Source organism: Neptunicoccus sediminis (genome assembly GCF_001719615.1).
Lineage (GTDB): Bacteria > Pseudomonadota > Alphaproteobacteria > Rhodobacterales > Rhodobacteraceae > Amylibacter > Amylibacter sediminis.
On record NZ_MDVX01000002.1, the window covers coordinates 194,123 to 215,385 of the forward strand.

Here is a 21,263-nt window from a genome sequence, read left to right on the forward strand (position 1 = left end):
TAAAATCTGACCTATCAAGTCAAATTACATCTGGCCGTGGTCATTGCTTTTGAACCCGTGGACGCCTATTTAATTTGCAACGATAAAAAACACGGGAGGAACAGGCGATGGATTGGGATAAACTGCGTATTTTTCATGCTGTAGCAGACGCGGGAAGCCTCACCCACGCGGGGGATGCCCTGCACCTGTCCCAATCAGCAGTCAGCCGCCAGATCCGCGGGCTGGAAGAAATGCTTGGCGTCACCCTGTTCCACCGCCACGCCCGCGGCCTGATCCTGACAGAGCAAGGCGAACTGATGTTCGATGCGACATCCGCCATGAGCAAAAAGCTTGAATCCACCGAGGCCCGTCTGCGGGATTCCGAAGATGAGGTGTTTGGAGAGTTGAAGGTCACGACCTCTGTCGGTTTTGGCTCTTTGTGGCTGTCACCGCGTATGGGCCGGCTTTACGATGCCTACCCCGATCTGAAAATTGACCTTATGCTGGAGGAACGTGTTCTAGACCTGCCCATGCGAGAGGCCGATGTAGCGATCCGTATGAAGGAACCCAGTCAGGCCGATCTGGTGCGCCGCCGTCTGATGGACGTAAACATGCGGTTCTACGCAACCGCACCCTACCTTGAGAAATTCGGCAGCCCCGAAACCTTTGAAGAACTGCGCAACCACCGGATCGTCAGCCAGAACCTGACCTCCCAGCAGGTAACGGCCAGTCTGAACTGGATTCGCCCGATTCTTGCGGGGGATCATCTGTCCCATCTGACGGTGAACAATTACTTTGGCGTCCTGCAAGCGGTGCTCTACGGTGTGGGGATCGGATTGCTGCCAAGCTATGTCACCGTGGACTTCCCCCAGCTGATCCGCATCCTGCCCGATGACCAAAGTCATCAAGTTCCGGTCTATCTGGCCTACCCCGAAGAGCTGAGACATTCCAAAAAAGTGGCAATCTTCAGAGATTTCGTTCTGGAAGAGATCAAGGCCGACAAGAAATTGTCACAAATTTAAGGTTGTCTATCAAGGAGCTACGCTATAAACGCCCTGTTTTGGGAACAGCTATGCGTAAAACGCATGACGGATATGCAACGTCTGTGGCCTTTTTACACTTGTCGCTAACACCTTCGGTTTATATCTTACTCATGAAGGCGGACGGTTGAGCAACTGCTCTCGTTCTTCTTCACCTCCCTGTTGGACTAAAGGCCGAGCATCTGCTCGGCCTCTTTTTTTGTCCGTCAGGTTTTTCCGCTTTTAGGGTAAAATCGTCGCAATATCCCCTGCGCAACAGTTTCGGGCCTTCCCCAATGGGGCGGCTTCCAGTAATACACCCGCAAATCCACGCGCATTGGGACAGCACATCATGACCGATCCGGCAATCACCGAAAAACTCATCAAAGATCACGGGCTCAATGCGGAAGAATACCAGCGTATTCTCGACCTGATCGGGCGTGAACCGACTTTTACCGAACTCGGCATCTTTTCGGCCATGTGGAACGAGCATTGTTCCTACAAGTCGTCAAAAAAATGGCTGCGCACCCTGCCAACCGAAGGCCCGCAGGTAATCTGCGGTCCGGGTGAAAACGCCGGTATCGTCGATATTGGCGACGGGCAATGTGTGGTGTTCAAAATGGAAAGCCACAACCACCCTTCCTACATCGAACCCTATCAGGGCGCGGCCACAGGCGTAGGCGGCATTCTGCGCGATGTGTTCACCATGGGCGCCCGCCCGATTGCGGCAATGAACTCCCTGTCCTTCGGAGAGATCACCCACCCGAAAACCAGATCGCTGGTGTCCGGCGTGGTTGAAGGTGTCGGCGGCTATGGCAACTGTTTCGGCGTGCCGACTGTGGGCGGCGAGTTGCGCTTTCACAAAGCCTATAACGGCAACTGTCTGGTCAACGCTTTTGCCGCAGGTCTGGCCGATACGGATGCGATTTTCTACTCTGCCGCGTCAGGTGTAGGGATGCCTGTTGTCTATCTGGGCGCAAAAACCGGCCGTGACGGTGTGGGCGGCGCAACAATGGCCAGTGCGGAATTTGACGACACCATCGACGAAAAACGCCCCACGGTTCAGGTTGGCGACCCGTTCACCGAAAAGCGCCTGATGGAAGCAACGCTGGAGCTGATGCAGACCGGCGCCGTGATCTCCATTCAGGATATGGGCGCTGCGGGGCTGACCTGTTCGGCGGTTGAAATGGGCGACAAGGGCAATCTGGGTGTGCGTCTGAACCTTGAAGACGTGCCGATCCGCGAAGACAATATGACCGCCTATGAAATGATGCTGTCGGAATCTCAGGAACGCATGCTGATGGTTCTGAAACCCGAACTGGAAGCCGAGGCCAAGGCCGTATTCGACAAATGGGATCTGGATTTTGCCATTGTGGGCGAAACCATCGCAGAAGACCGCTTCCTGATCATGCACAACGGCGAGATCAAAGCCGACCTGCCGCTGAAGGCCCTGTCCGGCACAGCGCCGGAATATGACCGCCCTTGGGTGGAAACTCCGGCGGCGGCGGCAGTGGAAGAGATTCCCGCAGTCAATCCGATCGAAGCGCTGATGACGCTGGTATCCTCGCCCAACTACGCCTCCCGTGCGTGGGTGTATGAACAATACGACACGATGGTAATGGCCGACACGGTAAAACGCCCCGGATCGGATGCGGGTGTTGTGCGGGTTCACGGCACAGCAAAGGCGCTGGCCTTCACGTCTGATGTGACACCGCGCTATTGCAAGGCCAACCCCCATGAGGGCGGTAAACAGGCCGTGGCCGAAGCCTATCGCAACCTCTGTGCGACAGGGGCCAAGCCATTGGCCACAACCGATAACATGAACTTCGGCAACCCTGAAAAACCAGAGATCATGGGCCAGTTTGTCGGCTGTATCCACGGAATTGGCGAGGCCTGTAGCGCCCTTGATATGCCCATCGTTTCGGGCAACGTCAGCCTGTATAACGAGACCGATGGCGTTGGCATCCTGCCGACACCGACCATTGGCGCTGTGGGTCTGCTGTCCTCTCTGGATGAACTGATCGGCACGCAGGCAGAGGACGGCGATGCGCTGGTCCTGATCGGTGATACCGAAGGCCATCTGGGACAATCCGCACTGTTGAAAGAGGTGTTTGACCGTGAAGACGGCGATGCGCCCCATGTGGATCTGGACAAGGAACGGGCCGCTGGTGAATTTATCCGTGCCCTGCAATCCAAGGGTCTGATCACAGCGGCACACGACCTGTCTGATGGCGGTCTGGCGCTGGCCGTGGCGGATATGGCCTTTGCCTCTGATTGTGGCGTAACGGTAAGAGACGGCGACACCGGCTGGTTCTTTGGCGAAGATCAGGCCCGCTATCTGGTTGCAACAGGCAACGCAGATGCGGTGCTTGAGGCAGCCCGCGACGCCGGCGTGCCCGCCGAAACCATCGGCAGCTTCGGGGGCAATGACATAACTCTCGGGGACGGGTCCCTGCCCCTTTCCACCGCACGGGCCGCATTTGCCGAGTGCTTGCCAAAGGTGTTCAGCTGATCCACAAAGACGCCAAACCCTGTTAAACGGTAGAACGACACAAGAGGAACACGCCATGCCCATGTCCGCCCCAGAAATCGAAAGCCTGCTGCGCGAAGCCTTTCCAACCGCCGACATCACTGTTCAGGGTGATGACGGTGTGCATATGGCTGCCAGTATTGTGGCCGAGGAATTCGCCGGTAAAAACCGTGTAGCACAGCAGCGCATGGTCTATGCCGCGCTGAAGGGCAAGATGGACGGCCCTTCCGGTGAATTGCACGCGCTGGCGTTGACCACCAAAGCCAAAGAATAAGCGCGCCTGCGCCCTTATGTGGCACAGTTGTGAACCGCCCGTGCCATTGTAATTCGCCAATCCACTGATATATGGTCTGGCAAACGCGGCACTCCGCAGCAAGGATACTTAGAATGACCGACACCAACGCACAAATTCAGGAAACCGTGGACAACAACGACGTGGTTCTGTTCATGAAGGGCACGGCCTCTATGCCACAATGCGGGTTTTCCTCGCGCGTGGCTGGCGTGCTGAACTACATGGGCGTCAAATTTGCCGATGTGAACGTATTGGCTGACGATGCAATCCGTCAGGGCATCAAGGATTTCTCCGACTGGCCAACGATCCCCCAACTTTACGTCAAGGGAGAGTTCGTGGGCGGCTGTGACATCATCACTGAAATGACCCTTTCCGGAGAGCTGGACACGTTGTTCGATGAAAACGGCGTGGCCTATGACAAAGACGCAGCCGCCAAGATCCGCGAAGCCAACGGCTGATCCGGCTGGCGCTGCGCACGGCCACCAGATACAAAAAAAACGCCGGAAGAGTTTTCTTCCGGCGTTTTTTTTATTTTTGTAATAGTGCGTAATGAGTCTGCGGATCAGTCCTGCTTTTGCAGACGTTCCGCCGCTTCTTCCATGCGTTTCACCATCGCCTGCATTACAGACACGGCAGAGTCTTTGGCGGCGCGGGCCTCTTCTACTTTGGCTTCGGCGTCATCGGCACGTTTGCCAGCGTCATCCGCCTTGGACTGAAGCTCCTCCAGTTTCGCTTCGGCCTCTTTCGCGCGTTCCTCTGCGGCATCCCGCGCGGCTTTCAGTTCCACAAGCACAGCTTCGGCCGCTTCCCGTTCCGCCTTGGCGTTCTCGGCTTCGGACCCCGCAGAATGGGTCTTGGACTGTAGCTCTGCCACGGCTGCGCGCATTTCCGCCAGTTCGGCCTGCGCCGCACTCAGCTGTGCTTCGGTTTTGCGGGCCCGCTTCAGAACCGCTTCGTCCTCGGCAGAAAGCTGCACTTGCGCGGCGGGTGCCTGTTTAAGCTGGTCCTCAAGGCTGGCGGTCTTATCCGCGAGCATCAGCCCCGACATCAGCAGCATCCGTGTTTCGGGCATCCGGCCAAGCGCTTCATTCAAGGCGCTGGCTTCATTGTCCAGCAGCAGAGCGGCGGATTGCAGGAAATGCTCCTCTCCGTCGCGACAGGCAACTTCAAATTCCCGTCCGCCGATGGATATTCTTACTTCAGCCATATTAATTGCCCTCCACGAGAGGCGTCATACGGGCAAGGATCCCGTTTACTTCTTCAAGGTCCACGTCGCGCTGTTCCTTGATCTGGTTGATCTCTGCCTCAAGCGAGGCATTGATCAGATCCACATCGCCAACATGCGCTTCGTTCTGTTTGCGCAAGCCGCTGTTCAGCTTTTTGAGGTGTTTGTTATACTGGCGCGCCTTGGTGAGATTGTTCTCATTTGTGGCCCGCGCCTTGTCGAGCGTGTCGATCTGTTTGACCAGCGCGACACGCTGGTTCTCGGCCTTTTCAAGTGCGGCTTTGCGTTCCGCTTCGACCTCGTCGATCCGCGCCTTGGCCTCATCAAGCGCATCCTGCGCGGTGGTAAGTTCTTCTTTCAGACGTTCGATCGTGGCAGCCTGTTCTTCAAGCTTTCCCGCATCTGCGCTGTTATCGGCGGCATCCTCGAAAACCGCCAGCGCCGCATCAAAACGCGCCTGAATCTTAGGAAATTGTGTCATCATTTCACCTACTGCTCGTGTCTGACAGCCTATCAACTGCTCGCGAATCATTTTTATGGGGCCATTATGACCATTTTCCTAGTGGAAAAACAATTCGCTGCGCAAGAAAGCTGATGTAAACACCTTTCAATCGCTTGACCAACCATACGGAGTTGCTATCACAGGGCAACAATTCCCCAAGCGCATCCCCCCGAAGAAAGGGCCTTTCGTGGACATTTCAGAGCTTAAAACCAACCATCCTGACCATTGGAAAAAAGCCGCAGCCTTGCGCATTCTGGCCGCCGACGCTGTGCATGCCGCCGCCTCGGGGCATCAGGGCATGCCAATCGGTATGGCCGATGTGGCCACTGTGCTTTTTGAGAAACACCTGAAGTTTGATGCCGCCAATCCTGACTGGCCGGATCGGGACCGTTTCATCCTTTCTGCCGGTCACGGTTCCATGCTGCTGTACGGTCTGCTGCATCTGACAGGTTATGAAGACATGACGATGGACCAGATCCGCAACTTCCGCCAATGGGGTGCGAAAACGGCGGGGCATCCGGAATACGGCCACGCCAAAGGGATCGAAACCACCACAGGGCCGCTGGGTCAGGGTATTGCCACGGCTGTTGGTATGGCCATGGCCGAACAATCCATGGTGGCGCGGTTCAACAAATCCGTTGTGGACCATTACACCTATGTCATCGCAGGCGACGGCTGCCTGATGGAAGGCGTCAGCCACGAAGCTATCGGCCTTGCGGGGAAACAGAAGCTCGGCAAGCTGATTGTGCTGTGGGATGACAACAATATCTCTATCGACGGCAAGATCGAACTTTCCGACCTGACCGACCAGAAGAAGCGGTTCAAGGCTGCGGGTTGGTCGGTCTATGAATGTGACGGCCACAATCCCGATGAAATCGATGCGGCCCTGACTGCGGCGAAGAAATCCAACACGCCGTCCATGATCGCCTGCAAAACCACCATCGCTGTTGGCGTTGAGGGCGTTCAGGACACGAACAAGGGCCACGGCTATGCCATCAAGGACGCGCAACTGGAACAGATGCGTGAATTCTATGACTGGCCCTACCCTGCCTTTGAAATCCCCGCCGACATCAAATCTGCATGGGAAGCCATCGGTTCGCGCGGCAGCGAAGAATTTAGCGCCTGGAACGAACGTCTGACAGAAATGTCCGACAACCGTCAGGCCGAATTCAACCGCGTGATCAGCGGCACACCGCACAAGCGTCTGTCTGCCGTCATCAAACAGCTGAAACGTCAGGTGTCCGAAGAGCAGCCGAAAAAGGCGACACGGGCCTCCAGCCAGATGGCTCTGGAAGTGATCAACCCGATCATGAAAGAAACCATTGGTGGCTCTGCCGATCTGACCGGATCGAACAACACCCTGACCGACGGGCTTGGCTGGTTTGAGCCGGGCAACCGCAAGGGCCGCCACGTGGCCTATGGTATCCGCGAACACGGAATGGCGGCTGCGATGAACGGCATGGCGCTGCACGGTGGTGTACGCCCCTACGGTGGTACATTCATGTGCTTTACCGACTATGCCCGCCCTGCCATGCGCCTTGCCGCACTGATGGGTGTGCCCACGGTCTTTGTGATGACCCATGACAGTATCGGTCTGGGCGAAGATGGCCCGACCCACCAGCCGATCGAGCATCTGGCGATTTCTCGTGCGACCCCGAACACATGGGTGTTCCGCCCTGCGGATACGGTGGAAACGGCCGAAGCTTGGGAACTGGCGATGTCCTCCCAGTCCACCCCGTCCGTTCTGTCGCTGACCCGTCAGGGCGTGCGCACGGTGCGCACCAAACACACCAACAAGAACATGACCGCCCAAGGCGCCTATGTTCTGGCCGAAGCCAAGGGCAAGCGTCAGGCAATCCTGCTCGCCACAGGTTCAGAGGTAGAGATCGCACTGGACGCCCGCGACAAACTTCAGGCCGTTGGGATTGGCACACGGGTTGTGTCCATGCCTTGCTGGGAACTGTTTGAGGCACAGGATGAATCCTACCGCCGCAAGGTTCTGCCAGCCGGTCCTGTACGTGTCGGGATCGAGGCCGCCGCCCGCTTTGGCTGGGACAAATGGCTGACCGGCGAACGGGGTAAGGCGAATAAGGCGGATTTTGTCGGGATGGAGGGCTTTGGTGCCTCTGCCCCCGCAGAAGAGCTTTACGCCAACTTCGGCATCACCGCCGATGCGTTGGCCGAGAAGGTCAAGAACCTGCTTTAACGTTAACATCGGACTTTAACGTTAACATAGCTCCTAACTGTGACGCCCGAAGGTTCCCTTTCGGGCGTCAAGCGTTTACGCGGTTCGTAATGAGTGGTGGGCCATTCCGCACACCGCATCTTTTTCGCACTTTAGGAGAATACCATGGCTGTCAAAGTTGCCATCAACGGATTTGGCCGTATCGGTCGTTGCACATTGGCCCATATCATTGAAAGCGGACGGGACGACATCGAGGTTGTTGCCATCAACGCAACCGGACCTCTGGAAACCACGGCGCATCTTTTGAAATATGACAGCATCCACGGCCGTTTCCCCGGTGACATCACATTGGGCGAAGGCACGATGAACGTGGGCCGCGGCGACATGCGGATGTTCTCGACCTATGACCCTGAAGAGCTGGACTGGTCCGGTGTTGATGTTGTTCTGGAATGCACCGGCAAATTCAACAACAAAGGTGCCTCCGAAGTGCATCTGAAACAGGGTGCGAAACGGGTTCTGAACTCTGCCCCTGCGAAAATGGCCGACAAGACCATCGTTTACGGTGTGAACCATAACGAACTGACATCACAGGATCTGATCGTGTCTAATGCGTCCTGTACCACCAACTGTCTGGCCCCGATTGCCAAAGTCCTGAATGATGCGATTGGTATCGACAAAGGCTTTATGACCACAATCCACAGCTACACCGGCGACCAGCCGACACTGGACCGCCGCCACAAGGATCTCTACCGCGCCCGTGCTGCGGCCATGTCCCTGATCCCAACCACCACAGGTGCTGCCAAAGCGGTGGGTCTGGTGCTGCCGGAACTGGAAGGAAAACTGGACGGTTCCGCGATCCGCGTGCCGACTCCGAATGTCTCTGCTGTGGATTTGAAATTCATCCCCGTCCGCGACACCTCGGTAGAAGAAGTTAACGCCGCGATGAAGGCCGCTGCCGAAGGTCCGATGAAGGGCATTTTGGAGTATGGCGACGAACCGACTGTTTCCATTGACTATAACCACAACACCCATTCCTCTAACTTTGCGTCGCTGCAAACCACTGTGATGGGCGGAAATCTTGTGCGCGTGCTGTCCTGGTACGATAACGAGTGGGGTTTCTCTTGCCGTATGGCCGACACGGCTGTAGCAATGGGCAAACTTATTTGACGGGCCGCGCTGCCCGTTTTCCCAACGGGCGGCCGCAACCATGAATAACACTGTAGCGATGACTTTGGGCCTGTGCCTCGTGGCACTGGTGGTGATAGATATCCAGTTCAACGATGCCGAGTATCTCATCCTTTGGGGGCGGGAATTGCTGCGGCTCATCGACTGGATAGCTTTTTGGCGATAGGAAACCGTATGACCTGGAAAACGCTCGACGCATTTGATCTTACCGGAAAGCGGGTGCTGACCCGTGTGGACATCAACGTCCCTATGGCAGACGGCAAAGTCACTGATGCCACCCGGATCGAACGTATCGTCCCGACGGTCAAGGAAATCAGCGAAAAAGGCGGGCGTGTGGTGCTGCTGGCCCATTTCGGTCGTCCCAAGGGCCAGACTGTGCCGGAAATGTCGCTGGTGCATCTGATCCCTGCCCTGTCAGAGCATTTCGGCCAGACCGTGCAGTTCACCCATGACGACACCTATGAGAGCGTTGTGGCCCAGACCAAGACCCTGAACAACGGCGATATTCTTCTGGTGGAAAACACCCGTTTCTATCCCGGTGAAACCGCCAATGATCCCGAATTTGCCGCGAAAATGGCGGCGTTCGGGGATATTTACTGTAATGACGCGTTTTCAGCGGCCCACCGTGCCCATGCTTCAACCGCAGGGGTTGTGGCCCATCTGCCTGCCTGTGCGGGCCGTTTGATGCAGGCCGAACTGGAAGCGCTGGAAAAAGCACTTTCCACCCCGACCCATCCGGTTGTGGCGGTCGTCGGCGGCGCGAAGGTTTCCACTAAACTGGACCTTTTGGGCAATCTCATCCCGAAAGTGGACCAGATCATTATCGGCGGCGGCATGGCGAATACGTTTCTGGCAGCCCAAGGCGTGAACGTGGGTAAATCCCTGTGCGAGCATGATCTGCTGGACACGGCGCGCAAGATCATGACCAAAGCCAAAGACGGCAACTGCGAGCTGGTTCTGCCCGTGGACGCTGTTACCGCATCAGAGTTCAAAGCCGGTGCTGATGCCCATACCTGCGATGCGGATGCCTGTCCTGCGGACCAGATGATCCTTGACGCCGGACCGAAATCCATTGCGCGGATCAAATCCGTGCTGGACGCTGCCAAAACGCTGGTCTGGAACGGACCGCTTGGCGCGTTTGAAATCCCGCCATTCAACACCGGAACCGATGCCGCTGCGCTGCATGCCGCAAGCCTGTCCAAAGCCGGACGGCTTGTTTCGGTTGCAGGGGGCGGTGACACGGTGGCCGCGCTGAACACCAGTGGTGCTGCGGATGATTTCAGCTATATTTCCACCGCCGGTGGCGCCTTCCTTGAATGGCTCGAAGGCAAAACCCTGCCCGGCGTAGCGGCACTTGAATCCGCGAACGATTGATACAAAACAACAAAACGACCAACAGAACGGACCCAGACATGCCAAACTCTGCAATGACCGAAAAAATGCAATCCGGCGCAGGCTTTATCGCGGCCCTTGACCAAAGCGGCGGCTCCACCCCCAAAGCGCTGGGGCTTTATGGTGTGAAGGAAGACGCCTATTCCAACGACGACGAAATGTTCGACCTGATCCACGGCATGCGCGCCCGTATTGCACAAGCCCCTGCCTTTACAGGCGACAAGGTGATCGGTGCGATCCTGTTTGAAATGACGATGGACCGTGAAATCGCGGGCAAACCCACCGCGACCTATCTGTGGGAAGAGCGGGGCGTTGTGCCGTTTCTAAAGATTGATAAAGGTCTTGAAGACGAAGCGGACGGCGTGAAGCTAATGAAGCCGATTGGCGGTCTGGACGCCACCTTGTCCCGCGCGGTGGATGCAGGGATTTTCGGCACGAAAATGCGCTCTGTCATTGATGCGGCCTCTGAAAGCGGCGTTGAAGCAGTGGTTGCGCAACAGTTTGAGGTTGCAGCGCAGGTTTACGGCCACGGGTTGATGCCGATCATTGAACCGGAAGTCACTATTTCCATCAGCGACAAGGCGCAAGCCGAAGACCTGCTGCTGGCTTCTATCATCCGTCATCTGGAAAACCTGCCGGAAGGCCAGCAGGTCATGTTGAAACTGACTCTGCCGGAAACAGCGAACCACTATCAACCGCTGGTGGACCACCCTGCGGTGATGCGCGTCGTGGCCCTGTCCGGCGGGTATTCGCGGGACGAGGCAAACGCCCGTCTGTCCAAGAACAACGGCATGATCGCCAGCTTTTCGCGCGCATTGACCGAAGGCTTGTCCGCCGACCAGTCCGACGAAGACTTCAACAAAACCATCGCAGCGACGATCGACAGCATCTGCGAAGCCTCTAACGCCTGTTGATCCGCTGAACAGGGCGGCGGCGCCACAACCGCCTGCCCTGTTTACCCCTGCTCTGCGAAAAAAAGCCCCCTGTGATTCCTTTTGGGATTCACATCTTGATTCTCTTGACCTATAGTTGTGGAATAATCCGTCATAAGAACGGGTCACGAGGTGGTTCAGTTTTGATACAGCAAGGTAAAACAGGGGCGGCGATTGGCACGGTGATGCTTTTCATCACGGCATTCCTTTTGTCTGCTTATTTCGTCTTTGCTGCTGTGCAAGGTGACTATGGCCACTTCCGCCGGGTGCAGATCGAAGCGGATGAGGCCGCTTTGAAACAGCAACTGGCACAACTCCATGCAGAACGCGAGATCCTACAAAACAAGACCCGTCGTCTTTCAGACAGTTACCTCGATTTGGATCTGTTGGACGAACGGGCCCGCAAGGTGCTCGGCATGGCAAGAGGGGATGAAATTATCATCCAATAACACCCGACATTTCCCCAAGGTGCAAAACGAATTGACCGCTGTTCCCAAGACAGCGGTCTTTTTTTGTGCAGGCTTGGGGAAGGCTGGCACGATCCTGCGCCTTCTTTTTGGGGGCGAAAATAACGCGTGTAATTCCAGCGGACTTCGATTATAATATAGTTTAATATTAAACCATTTCGGAGACTCCTCATGGCCGCAGCCAAGAAATCATCCAAATCCAATGTTTCGGCAGAAGAGCTTATGAGCCACTACCGCGAAATGTTGATGATACGAAGGTTTGAGGAAAAGGCGGGACAGCTTTACGGTATGGGGCTGATCGGCGGGTTCTGTCACCTTTACATCGGACAGGAAGCGGTTGTCGTCGGTTTGGAATATGCTGCCAAGGAAGGCGACCAGCGGGTGACGTCCTATCGGGATCACGGTCATATGCTGGCCTGTGGCATGGACCCCAAAGGGGTGATGGCCGAACTAACGGGGCGTGAGGGCGGATACTCCAAGGGTAAAGGCGGCTCCATGCACATGTTCTCGGCCGAGAAACGGTTTTACGGCGGACATGGTATCGTCGGTGCGCAGGTGCCAATTGGAGCAGGGCTTGCTTTTGCCAATAAATACAGGGGCACGGATGATGTGTCCTTTGCCTATTTCGGGGATGGTGCGGCGAACCAGGGGCAGGTTTACGAAACCTTCAACATGGCAAGCCTTTGGAAACTGCCCTGTATCTTTGTGATTGAGAACAACCAGTACGCGATGGGGACATCCTTGCAACGGGGTTCCTCTACGCCCGAACTATACACCCGCGGCGAGGCTTTCGGCATTCCGGGCGAAGCGGTTGACGGAATGGATGTGCTGGCGGTGAAAGAGGCTGGCGAACGCGCACTGGCCCATTGCCGCGCCGGTGAAGGCCCATACATCCTTGAAATGAAAACCTATCGGTATCGCGGGCATTCCATGTCCGATCCGGCGAAATACCGCACCCGCGAAGAAGTGCAGAAGATCAAATCGGAAAAAGACCCGATTGATCACGTGCGCGACCTTCTGGTGACCGGCAAGCACGCCACCGAGGACGAGCTCAAGGCGATTGACAAAGAGGTCAAAAAGATCGTGTCCGAAGCCGCCGATTTCGCCACCGAGAGCCCTGAACCCGCGCTCGACGAACTTTATACAGACATCTACGCTTAAGGAATCCAATCATGGCAACCAAAATACTTATGCCCGCCCTTTCGCCAACGATGGAAGAAGGTACTCTGGCCAAATGGATGGTTAAGGAAGGCGACACAGTCGCATCCGGTGACATCATGGCGGAAATCGAAACCGACAAGGCCACGATGGAATTTGAAGCTGTGGACGAAGGGGTGATCGGCAAGATCCTCATCGAAGAAGGCACCGAAGGCGTCAAAGTGAACACCCCGATTGCGGTTCTTTTGGAAGAAGGTGAAGACGCCTCCGCCGCAGAGGATGCGGCCAGCAGCGCACAAGACGACCGCGCAGACGAAGACAGCGGTGACAGCGAAGCCGACAGCAGCGACGGGGATGACAGCGCAGAGGTCAGCACCAAACCCGCAGCACAGGCCGCCGGCGACATGCCCGAAATTCCGATGGAAAACATTCCCGAAGGCACAAAATTTAAGAAACAGACCGTGCGCGAAGCCATCCGCGATGCGATGGCCGAAGAAATGCGCCGCACGGAGGAAGTTTTCCTGATGGGCGAGGAAGTGGGCGAATATCAAGGCGCCTACAAGATCAGTCAGGGCTTGCTTGAAGAATTCGGCGCACGCCGGGTCATCGACACGCCCATCACCGAACACGGCTTTACCGGCATCGCAGTTGGCGCCGCCTTCGCCGGTCTGCGCCCTATCGTGGAGTTCATGACCTTCAACTTTGCCATGCAGGCGATTGACCAGATCATCAACTCTGCGGCCAAGACGCTGTATATGTCCGGCGGGCAGATGGGCGCACCGATGGTGTTTCGCGGTCCAAACGGCGCTGCGGCCCGTGTGGGGGCGCAGCACAGTCAGGATTACGCCGCATGGTATGCGCAAATTCCCGGTCTGAAGGTTGTGATGCCCTATACCGCTGCGGATTATAAGGGCCTGATGAAATCCGCCATCCGCGACCCCAATCCGGTGATCTTCCTTGAGAATGAAATCCTCTACGGGCAGTCTTTTGATGTGCCGGAGATGGATGATTTCACTGTTCCCATCGGCAAGGCAAAAATCGCCCGCGAAGGGGATGACGTGACCATCGTGTCCTTTGGCATCGGCATGAAATACGCACTTGAAGCAGCCGACGCGCTGGCCGAGGAAGGCATCAACGCCGAGGTGTTGGACCTGCGGTCCCTGCGGCCAATGGATACCGATGCGATCATCAAATCGGTAAAGAAAACCAACCGTTGCGTTACCGTAGAGGAAGGCTTCCCGGTTGCCTCTATCGGTAACTATATCAGCTCGGTTCTGATGCAGCAGGCGTTTGATTACCTCGATGCGCCTGTCATCAACTGCACCGGCAAGGATGTCCCCATGCCCTATGCCGCCAATCTGGAAAAACTCGCCCTGATCACCACACCCGAGGTGATCGAGGCCGTTAAATCCGTAACCTACCGCTAAGGAGACAGACACATGGCTATAGAAATTCTCATGCCCGCTTTGTCCCCCACGATGGAGGAAGGCACGCTGGCCAAATGGCTGGTCAAGGAAGGCGACACGGTTGAAAGCGGTGATCTTCTGGCGGAAATTGAAACCGACAAGGCTACGATGGAATTTGAAGCGGTGGACGACGGTGTCATCGGCAAAATTCTGATCGAGGAAGGCACCGAGGGCGTCAAAGTGAACACGCCGATTGCCACCCTGCTGGAAGACGGCGAAGACGCGGATGCGGCCCCTGCCCCCAAAGCAGATGCGAAACCACAGGAAGCGGAAAAAACCGAAAAGGCGGAAACTGCAAAGCCAAAGGATGCACCGGCGGCAAAAACGCCAAGCGGCTCGGCCCCTGCTGCCCCGAAAAAGGACGGCGAACGGATCTTTGCCTCCCCTCTGGCGCGGCGGATTGCGGCGGATAAAGGGTTGGACCTGACGACGCTCAAAGGCTCCGGCCCGCGGGGGCGTATCGTCAAAGCCGATGTGGAGGCCGCCAGGAAAACGGACGCTCCGTCCAAGGCGGAGGCGGCTGGCACACCGGCTGCGGCGACACTTGCCAGCTCTGCGGACAGTGAAACCGTCAAGAAGATGTATGCCGAGCGGGAGTATGAGGAAATCACCCTCAACGGTATGCGCAAAACGATTGCGGCCCGTCTGACCGAGGCGAAGCAGACGATCCCCCATTTCTACCTGCGTCGCTCCATCAATCTGGACGCGCTGCTGAAAACCCGCAGCGAGATTAACGCAGGGCTGGCAGACAGCGGTGTGAAACTGTCGGTTAATGACTTCATCATCAAGGCCGGCGCCAAGGCGTTGCAGGATGTGCCGGATTGTAACGCAGTTTGGGCCGGTGATCGCATCCTCAAGATGAAGGCAAGCGATGTGGCGGTGGCCGTGGCGATTGAAGGCGGGTTGTTCACCCCTGTGATTCAGGATGCAGAGGCCAAGACGCTTGGCGTGATTTCCGAGCAGATGAAAGACCTTGCGACCCGTGCCAAGGAACGCAAACTTGCGCCCCACGAATATCAGGGCGGCAGCTTTGCCATTTCCAATCTGGGGATGTTCGGGATTGAGAATTTCGACGCGGTGATCAATCCGCCCCATGGTTCTATCCTTGCAGTCGGGGCGGGGCAAAAGATGCCCATCGTCGGCGCGGATGGCGAACTGACAGTGGCAACGATGATGTCTGTGACCCTGTCGGTGGACCACCGTGTGATTGACGGGGCCCTTGGCGCGCAATTCCTAGCAGCCTTTGCAGGCTATATCGAAAAGCCGATGTCGATGCTGGTCTGACGACCTACGTAAATATTATAAAACTTAAAGAAAAAGGGCGCTGGAAAAATCCGGCGCCCTTTTTGCTGTTAGGGATAGTTTAACGGGTTGGCCCTAATCTGTCAGCGAGAGAGCCACAAAACGGGGTTCGCCGTCGCGGTGGACCAGCAGCAGGATGGACTTTCGCCCCGCATCATTAGCCGCTTTCAGCGCATCTGTCACATCCTTGGGGGTGTTCACCGGCTTCTGCCCCACTTCGGAGATCAGATCACCGGCCCGCAGACCCTTGGTAAACGCATCGGAGGATTCATCTACAGACAGAACTGCAACGCCTTTGGCGGAATCATCCAGACCCAACTGGCTGCGCAATTCTCCGGTCAGGGCGGTAAAGCGCATGCCCATAGCTTCTTTCTCGCCGTCTGCTTCGCCTTTTTCTACAACCGGAACGGTGGGATCGCGCTCTGCGTCTTCACGACGGCCCAGTGTCACCTTTAACGTCATGGTCTTGCCATCGCGGAACACCACAACGCGCACGGCTTTGCCGACCTCCGCATTGCCGACCGCACGGACCAGACTGCGGGTGTCCGCAACCTCTGTGCCGTCGAAATTCAGCAGCACATCACCCGGTTGCAGGCCGGCTTCTTCTGCCGGACCGTCAGGTACAACATTGCTGATCAAGGCCCCCTTCACGGAGTCCAGACCGACCGCGCTTGCAATGTCTTCGTCCATGTCCTGCAGCAGAACGCCAAGCCAGCCGCGGCGGGTTTCGCCGTATTCTTTCAATTGCTCGACAACTTTGGTCACAACATTAGAAGACATGGCAAAGCCAAGGCCAATGGACCCGCCAGTCGGAGAGATAATCGCAGTGTTCACGCCGATGACATTGCCGTCCATATCGAACAACGGACCACCGGAGTTGCCTTTGTTGATCGCCGCATCGGTCTGGATGTAATCGTCATACGTGCCGCGCAACGAACGATTGCGGGCGGAAATAATCCCGGCCGACACAGAGAACCCCTGCCCCAGTGGATTGCCGATGGCCAGCACCCAGTCGCCCACCCGTGACACGTTGCTGTCCCCGAAGGCCACAAAAGGCAGCGGGGCGTCGGCTTCGACTTTCAGCAGTGCGATGTCGGTTTTTGCATCGGTGCCGATAAGTTTCGCGTCGAGCAAAGGACCACCGTCGAACAGTTCGATCTGGATCTCATCCGCCCCGTCAATAACGTGATTGTTGGTGACGATAAACCCGTCAGCAGAGATGATAAAGCCGGAGCCAAGCGCCGAAGCGCGGCGCTGGCGTTCATTGCCGTCCCCTTGCGGGCCGAAAAGATCCGGAAACAATTCTTCCAGCGGCGAGCCACGGGGCGCACGGGGCATGGCGGGCAGATTGCGACCCGCGACCATTGTGCTGGTGGTGATATTGACCACCGCCGGGCTCAGTCGTTCGGCCAGTTCTGCAAAGCTGTCCGGCGCACCACGCGCGGCGGCGCCAAGCGTCTGCACGATCAGAAAGGCCAGCGTCACCAAGGCTCCGGCGGCATAGGCCAGCATGGAGTTTCGGGTGCGCGCAGGCTGTGCTGCAATTGCTTTCATTGTGTTCTCCTCAATTCACTATGCGCTCGGAACGACTGCTCGATGCCGGCGTTTTCCTGTTTCAGTGTTCCCAGCTTCGCCCAACAATGCAACGGCAGGGACTGCAACAAAAGGTGAAACTTCCGTGAGCCGTTTGTGCTCCACTTAATGCCGATCACGGGGATTTCACCCTTTTTGCGCGGGATACATCTAAAATTTTATGAAACAGCCGCCCGAGCGGGCCGTCAGGCAGGATGCGTCAGGGGCGTGCCAATGTTTAAAAGCCGCGGGCGAGCCAGACTAGCGCAACACCGAAAGCCAGCATGGACAGGCCGATGGCCCGCTTCTGGTTGCGGCTAAGACTTGCGAGGAGCTTTACCAGTTCCTCCAAACGTAAAGGGGCCAGTGCAAGCACCAGCCCCTCTATTGCGGCCATCAGGCCGAGTGCCATAAGCAGGTCGCGCATTACTGCCCGACTGCCGGTGTTTCTTCTGCCACAGCCGGCTCTGCGGATGTCTGATCCGCAGGGGCTTCCACCGCAGGCGCATCCTCTTCAGAGGTCGGCTCTGTGGATGCCTGATCCCCAGTAGCTGGCGCCGCAGGGTTTTGTGCTGCTGTGCCCGCATCGCTTTTCAGATAGTTGAAAAACTCGCTGTTCGGAGACATCACCATAGAGGTTGTATTGCCCCCAAGGGATTTCTCATAAGCGGTCAGAGAGCGGTAGAAAGCAAAAAACTCCTGATCGCGCCCGAAAGCTTCGGCAAAGATCGCGTTACGCGCGGCGTCCGCTTCACCACGGATGATGTCAGAGTTCTTCTGGGCTTCAGAGACGGTTTCAACAACGGTCCGGTCTGCCTGTGCGCGAACCCGCTGTGCGGCTTCGTTACCACGGGCGATTTCATCGGCTGCTTCCCGTTCCCGTTCTGCGCGCATCCGCTCGAATGTGGCTTCAAGGTTTTGCGTTGGCAGGTCGGCCCGTTTGATCCGAACGTCAACAATCTGTACCCCAAGGGAGGCCGCTTCGCTGCGGGACTGGTCGCGGATCCGGTTCATCAGGGAAACGCGGTCGGCTGAGAGCACTGCACCGGAGGTTACACTCCCGAGCACTTCGCGCAGCTCTGCATTCAAAATACGCTCCAGTCGCGGACGCGCACTTTCAACGCCACCAACGCCCACCGCACGACGGAAGGTTTTGGCATCGCTGATCCGCCAGCGGGCGAAAGCATCAACCACCAGACGACGGTCATCCAGAGGGGTTACCTCAAGAGGCTGCGTGTCCATTGCAAGAATACGGTCATCGTATTTGATGATCTCGTGGAACAGCGGGATCTTGAAATAGAGACCGGGATCGGTGATTTCGGCTGTGACCTCACCGAACCACAGGCGCAGCGCCTTTTCCCGTTCGTCCACGATGTAAACCGCGCTCGACAGGATGATCAGGATAACCGCAAGGACCGGCACAAGAAATTGCAAACGTTTCATTGATTTGCTCCCCCACGTGTTTTGTTAAGTTCATTGAGCGGCAGGTAAGGCACAACGCCCTGACCACCGGCGGCATTATCATCAAGGATGACTTTGTCCACATCGCCCAGAACCCGTTCCATCGTCTCAAGATAAAGACGCTTGCGGGTCACTTCAGGGGCTTTGGCGTATTCGTCGTATACAGCGACAAAGCGTGCCGCCTCACCTTCAGCCTGATTGACCTGCTGCGCGCGGTAGCCTTCGGCTTGTTCCAGCAGCTGAGCTGCTTTACCCCGGGCTTCCGCCACAACGCGGTTTGCGTATGCGTCTGCCTGTTTTTCCAGCGTGTCGCGGGTCTGTTCGGCGGCTTGCACTTCGCGGAAAGCGTCGATCACTTCTTGTGGCGGGTCGGCCTTGTCAAAGTTGATCCGCACGATGTTCATACCACTTTCATAGCTGTCGAGCGTTGCCTGAATCAGTTCCTGCAATTCCTGCGCAATCGCACCACGGTCCCGGTTCAGGATCGGCGCAAGGTTCGAACGGGCGATAATCTCGCGCATGGCGGATTCAGATACCGCGCGAATGGTGTTTTCCGGATCGCCGAGGTTGAACAGGTATTTGCGCAGATCGTTGATGTTCCAGACCACCTGAAAATCAATATCCACGATGTTTTCGTCACCTGTCAGCATCAAGCCACTATCGGCACGATTGCCACGCCCGACACCGATGTCTTCGGTGTTTTCGCGGGTCACGGCGCGAATTTCCTTGGTTACGAAAGGCCAGGGCGCAAAGTTCAGACCCTCTTCGCCGGTTTCGACATATTTGCCGAACAGAAGTTCTACGGATTGTTCGGATGTGTCCACACGGTAGAAACTGGCAAACGTCCAAAGCGCCAGCGCCACCAGCAGGACAATCCCGATGGTGCCACGACCGATGCCTCCACCGGGCATTCCACCACCGCTGTTGCGGCCGGAACCGCCACCGCTGCCGGATTTGCCCCCCATCAGTACGCGAAGCTGTTCCTGCCCCTTACGCACAATTTCATCAATTTCGGGCATTTGCGGCTGGTTGCCACCGGTGGGCCTACGGCCCTTGTCTCCGCCGCGATCCGGCCCCTTGTTGTCGTCTCCGCCGCCGCGACTTCCGCCGCCGCCGCCCCAGGGACCCCCTGAATTGTTTCCTGCCATGTTACCTAGCGTCCTTTCGTCAGGTGTTCAGCTACCAGCCCTCTAAGTGGCTATTAATTCCGAAATATCAACCATGTCCGCCCCCCGCTTAGCGCGTTGGCGTGGACATGGTGACAAGCTCCTCCGCAGCCGTGGGATGAACCGCAACCGTCCGGTCGAAATCTTCCTTGGTTGCGCCCATTTTCACGGCGATTCCTGCCAATTGTATCATCTCGCCCGCCCCATGGCCCACAATATGGCACCCGAGCACCTTGCGGGAGGCTTTGGAGACGATGAGTTTCATCAGCATCCGCTCCGAGCGGTCCGCGAGAACGTGCATCATCGGACGGAACGCGGCGCTGTAGATGTCCACCTCGCCCTCTTCGCGGGCCTCTTCTTCGGTTTGGCCCACAGTGCCGATTTCCGGCTGTGTAAACACGGCTGTAGGGATCAACCCGTGATCGGGGCTTGTGGGGTTGTTCTTGAATACGGTTTCCACAAAGGCCATGCCTTCGCGGATCGCAACCGGCGTCAGCGCCACGCGGTCCGTCACATCGCCCACCGCATAGATCGACGGCACGGAGGTGCAGGAATAGGCGTCTACGATGATTTCGCCCTTGTCACCAAGCTTTACGCCGGCATCTTCCAGTCCCATATTGGCAGAATGCGGGTTGCGTCCGGTGGCATAAAGCACCTGATCCACCGTGTAGGTCTGACCGTTATCCGCGGTAACAAGAATGCCGTCGCCGGTTTTTTCCATTTTGGAAACATCCGCCTCCACAACCACATTCACGCCCTTGTTGCGCATTTCATCCGCAACGAAATTCTGAACCTCATTGTCAAAGCCGCGCAGGATTTGTTCGCCGCGATAAAGCAACGTCACTTCGCTGCCCATTCCGTTCAGGATGCAGGCAAATTCACAGGCGATATAGCCGCCGCCTACCACGACAACGCGCTTGGGCTGTTCTTTCAGCTCGAATATCTCGTTCGAGGTGATGGCAAGGTCTTTGCCTTCCACATCCGGCACAAATGGCGTGCCGCCTGTTGCGACAAGAATGGTCTTTGCGGTGATCACTTCGTCACTGGCTAAAGTTACCTCATGGGGGCCGGTCACAATCGCGCGGCTGTCATAAAGGTTCACACCGGCGGCTTGCAGGTTTTTGCTGTAAATGCCTTCAAGCCGGTCGATTTCCTTATCCTTGGCCGCAATGAAGGTGCCCCAGTCAAAAGAAGTCTCCCCCACGGTCCAGCCAAACCCTTTGGCATCTTCAAACGCTTCGGAAAACTGCGAGGCATAGACCATCAGTTTCTTGGGCACACAGCCGCGGATCACACACGTGCCGCCATAGCGGTATTCTTCGGCCAGTCCGACAGAAGCGCCGGTTTGTGCCGCAACCCGTGCCGCGCGCACGCCACCCGAACCGCCGCCAATGACGAACAGGTCATAATCAAAAGACATAGTAGCTTCC

Annotated in this window: 20 protein-coding genes; 13 read left to right on the top strand and 7 right to left on the bottom strand. The window is 56.9% G+C overall.

Features of this window, described 5'->3' with window-relative positions; genetic code table 11:
* Window positions 1-107 precede the first annotated feature (107 nt).
* The 4 genes from BFV97_RS04895 to grxD all read left to right on the top strand — a co-directional run bounded on the left by BFV97_RS04895 (window position 108) and on the right by grxD (window position 4,278).
* A complete protein-coding gene (locus tag BFV97_RS04895) occupies window positions 108-1,001 on the top strand; it encodes a LysR family transcriptional regulator (RefSeq protein WP_069299228.1) in 894 nt (297 codons plus the stop codon).
* A gap of 349 nt (window positions 1,002-1,350) precedes the next feature.
* Window positions 1,351-3,510, top strand: a complete 2,160-nt coding sequence (gene purL / locus BFV97_RS04900) for a phosphoribosylformylglycinamidine synthase subunit PurL (RefSeq protein WP_069299229.1) — start codon at window positions 1,351-1,353, stop codon at window positions 3,508-3,510.
* Window positions 3,511-3,565: 55 nt separating this feature from the next.
* The gene (locus BFV97_RS04905) at window positions 3,566-3,802 is read left to right on the top strand and encodes a BolA/IbaG family iron-sulfur metabolism protein (RefSeq protein ID WP_069299230.1); all 237 of its coding nucleotides are present in this window, start codon (window positions 3,566-3,568) and stop codon (window positions 3,800-3,802) included.
* Window positions 3,803-3,915: 113 nt separating this feature from the next.
* Window positions 3,916-4,278 carry a Grx4 family monothiol glutaredoxin gene (grxD, locus tag BFV97_RS04910; RefSeq protein WP_069299231.1) on the top strand — a complete coding sequence of 121 codons (363 nt, stop codon included), beginning with the start codon at window positions 3,916-3,918 and terminating at the stop codon, window positions 4,276-4,278.
* 104 nt (window positions 4,279-4,382) lie between these two features.
* Here the strand turns inward: grxD and BFV97_RS19200 are convergent, their stop codons facing one another.
* Together BFV97_RS19200 and BFV97_RS04920 are read right to left on the bottom strand one after the other, a co-directional pair.
* Window positions 4,383-5,027 (bottom strand): cell division protein ZapA, encoded by a 645-nt coding sequence (locus tag BFV97_RS19200; protein WP_069299232.1) that lies wholly within the window; start codon window positions 5,025-5,027, stop codon window positions 4,383-4,385.
* A 1-nt stretch (window position 5,028) separates the two neighbouring features.
* Window positions 5,029-5,526: a hypothetical protein gene (locus BFV97_RS04920; protein ID WP_157888265.1), complete on the bottom strand. Its 498-nt coding sequence runs from the start codon at window positions 5,524-5,526 to the stop codon at window positions 5,029-5,031.
* A gap of 208 nt (window positions 5,527-5,734) precedes the next feature.
* Here BFV97_RS04920 and tkt point away from each other — a divergent pair, with 208 nt between their 5' ends.
* The 9 genes from tkt (at window position 5,735) to BFV97_RS04960 (ending at window position 15,616) form a co-directional block, all read left to right on the top strand.
* Window positions 5,735-7,753, top strand: a complete 2,019-nt coding sequence (gene tkt, locus BFV97_RS04925; protein WP_069299234.1) for a transketolase — start codon at window positions 5,735-5,737, stop codon at window positions 7,751-7,753.
* A 144-nt stretch (window positions 7,754-7,897) separates the two neighbouring features.
* On the top strand, window positions 7,898-8,899 hold the full coding sequence (gene gap / locus BFV97_RS04930; protein ID WP_069299235.1) for a type I glyceraldehyde-3-phosphate dehydrogenase: 1,002 nt from the start codon (window positions 7,898-7,900) through the stop codon (window positions 8,897-8,899).
* 40 nt (window positions 8,900-8,939) lie between these two features.
* Window positions 8,940-9,083: a hypothetical protein gene (locus BFV97_RS18695; RefSeq protein ID WP_157888266.1), complete on the top strand. Its 144-nt coding sequence runs from the start codon at window positions 8,940-8,942 to the stop codon at window positions 9,081-9,083.
* 8 nt (window positions 9,084-9,091) lie between these two features.
* Entirely contained in the window at window positions 9,092-10,291 is a 1,200-nt protein-coding gene (locus tag BFV97_RS04935) for a phosphoglycerate kinase (protein ID WP_069299236.1), read from the top strand.
* A gap of 38 nt (window positions 10,292-10,329) precedes the next feature.
* Window positions 10,330-11,223: a fructose bisphosphate aldolase gene (locus BFV97_RS04940; RefSeq protein WP_069299237.1), complete on the top strand. Its 894-nt coding sequence runs from the start codon at window positions 10,330-10,332 to the stop codon at window positions 11,221-11,223.
* A 203-nt stretch (window positions 11,224-11,426) separates the two neighbouring features.
* Window positions 11,427-11,690, top strand: a complete 264-nt coding sequence (locus BFV97_RS04945) for an FtsB family cell division protein (RefSeq protein ID WP_069299238.1) — start codon at window positions 11,427-11,429, stop codon at window positions 11,688-11,690.
* Between the two features lie 189 nt (window positions 11,691-11,879).
* The gene (gene pdhA / locus BFV97_RS04950) at window positions 11,880-12,869 is read left to right on the top strand and encodes a pyruvate dehydrogenase (acetyl-transferring) E1 component subunit alpha (protein WP_069299239.1); all 990 of its coding nucleotides are present in this window, start codon (window positions 11,880-11,882) and stop codon (window positions 12,867-12,869) included.
* 11 nt (window positions 12,870-12,880) lie between these two features.
* On the top strand, window positions 12,881-14,293 hold the full coding sequence (locus BFV97_RS04955) for a pyruvate dehydrogenase complex E1 component subunit beta (RefSeq protein WP_069299240.1): 1,413 nt from the start codon (window positions 12,881-12,883) through the stop codon (window positions 14,291-14,293).
* 12 nt (window positions 14,294-14,305) lie between these two features.
* Window positions 14,306-15,616 carry a pyruvate dehydrogenase complex dihydrolipoamide acetyltransferase gene (locus BFV97_RS04960; RefSeq protein WP_069299241.1) on the top strand — a complete coding sequence of 437 codons (1,311 nt, stop codon included), beginning with the start codon at window positions 14,306-14,308 and terminating at the stop codon, window positions 15,614-15,616.
* 93 nt (window positions 15,617-15,709) lie between these two features.
* Here the strand turns inward: BFV97_RS04960 and BFV97_RS04965 are convergent, their stop codons facing one another.
* From BFV97_RS04965 to gor, 5 genes are all read right to left on the bottom strand, one after another.
* On the bottom strand, window positions 15,710-17,146 hold the full coding sequence (locus BFV97_RS04965; protein ID WP_069299514.1) for a DegQ family serine endoprotease: 1,437 nt from the start codon (window positions 17,144-17,146) through the stop codon (window positions 15,710-15,712).
* Between the two features lie 298 nt (window positions 17,147-17,444).
* A complete protein-coding gene (locus BFV97_RS04970) occupies window positions 17,445-17,633 on the bottom strand; it encodes a DUF2065 domain-containing protein (RefSeq protein ID WP_069299242.1) in 189 nt (62 codons plus the stop codon).
* On the bottom strand, window positions 17,633-18,649 hold the full coding sequence (hflC, locus tag BFV97_RS04975; RefSeq protein WP_069299243.1) for a protease modulator HflC: 1,017 nt from the start codon (window positions 18,647-18,649) through the stop codon (window positions 17,633-17,635). The genes BFV97_RS04970 and hflC overlap by 1 nt, the downstream gene beginning before the upstream one ends.
* Window positions 18,646-19,815 carry an FtsH protease activity modulator HflK gene (gene hflK, locus BFV97_RS04980; RefSeq protein ID WP_069299244.1) on the bottom strand — a complete coding sequence of 390 codons (1,170 nt, stop codon included), beginning with the start codon at window positions 19,813-19,815 and terminating at the stop codon, window positions 18,646-18,648. The genes hflC and hflK overlap by 4 nt, the downstream gene beginning before the upstream one ends.
* An 88-nt stretch (window positions 19,816-19,903) precedes the next feature.
* Window positions 19,904-21,253, bottom strand: coding sequence for a glutathione-disulfide reductase (gor, locus tag BFV97_RS04985; RefSeq protein WP_069299245.1), 1,350 nt, complete (start codon window positions 21,251-21,253; stop codon window positions 19,904-19,906).
* Between the last annotated feature and the right edge of the window lie 10 nt (window positions 21,254-21,263).

What these genes read in the sequence shown, in the direction of transcription:
- BFV97_RS04895 (WP_069299228.1), top strand. Translation starts at nt 108, where the DNA reads ATGGATTGGGATAAACTGCGTATTTTTCATGCTGTAGCAGACGCGGGA.
- purL (WP_069299229.1), top strand. Translation starts at nt 1,351, where the DNA reads ATGACCGATCCGGCAATCACCGAAAAACTCATCAAAGATCACGGGCTC.
- BFV97_RS04905 (WP_069299230.1), top strand. Translation starts at nt 3,566, where the DNA reads ATGCCCATGTCCGCCCCAGAAATCGAAAGCCTGCTGCGCGAAGCCTTT.
- grxD (WP_069299231.1), top strand. Translation starts at nt 3,916, where the DNA reads ATGACCGACACCAACGCACAAATTCAGGAAACCGTGGACAACAACGAC.
- BFV97_RS19200 (WP_069299232.1), bottom strand. Translation starts at nt 5,027, where the DNA reads ATGGCTGAAGTAAGAATATCCATCGGCGGACGGGAATTTGAAGTTGCC.
- BFV97_RS04920 (WP_157888265.1), bottom strand. Translation starts at nt 5,526, where the DNA reads ATGACACAATTTCCTAAGATTCAGGCGCGTTTTGATGCGGCGCTGGCG.
- gap (WP_069299235.1), top strand. Translation starts at nt 7,898, where the DNA reads ATGGCTGTCAAAGTTGCCATCAACGGATTTGGCCGTATCGGTCGTTGC.
- BFV97_RS18695 (WP_157888266.1), top strand. Translation starts at nt 8,940, where the DNA reads ATGAATAACACTGTAGCGATGACTTTGGGCCTGTGCCTCGTGGCACTG.
- BFV97_RS04935 (WP_069299236.1), top strand. Translation starts at nt 9,092, where the DNA reads ATGACCTGGAAAACGCTCGACGCATTTGATCTTACCGGAAAGCGGGTG.
- BFV97_RS04940 (WP_069299237.1), top strand. Translation starts at nt 10,330, where the DNA reads ATGCCAAACTCTGCAATGACCGAAAAAATGCAATCCGGCGCAGGCTTT.
- BFV97_RS04945 (WP_069299238.1), top strand. Translation starts at nt 11,427, where the DNA reads ATGCTTTTCATCACGGCATTCCTTTTGTCTGCTTATTTCGTCTTTGCT.
- pdhA (WP_069299239.1), top strand. Translation starts at nt 11,880, where the DNA reads ATGGCCGCAGCCAAGAAATCATCCAAATCCAATGTTTCGGCAGAAGAG.
- BFV97_RS04955 (WP_069299240.1), top strand. Translation starts at nt 12,881, where the DNA reads ATGGCAACCAAAATACTTATGCCCGCCCTTTCGCCAACGATGGAAGAA.
- BFV97_RS04960 (WP_069299241.1), top strand. Translation starts at nt 14,306, where the DNA reads ATGGCTATAGAAATTCTCATGCCCGCTTTGTCCCCCACGATGGAGGAA.
- BFV97_RS04965 (WP_069299514.1), bottom strand. Translation starts at nt 17,146, where the DNA reads ATGCTGGCCTATGCCGCCGGAGCCTTGGTGACGCTGGCCTTTCTGATC.
- BFV97_RS04970 (WP_069299242.1), bottom strand. Translation starts at nt 17,633, where the DNA reads ATGCGCGACCTGCTTATGGCACTCGGCCTGATGGCCGCAATAGAGGGG.
- hflC (WP_069299243.1), bottom strand. Translation starts at nt 18,649, where the DNA reads ATGAAACGTTTGCAATTTCTTGTGCCGGTCCTTGCGGTTATCCTGATC.
- hflK (WP_069299244.1), bottom strand. Translation starts at nt 19,815, where the DNA reads ATGGCAGGAAACAATTCAGGGGGTCCCTGGGGCGGCGGCGGCGGAAGT.
- gor (WP_069299245.1), bottom strand. Translation starts at nt 21,253, where the DNA reads ATGTCTTTTGATTATGACCTGTTCGTCATTGGCGGCGGTTCGGGTGGC.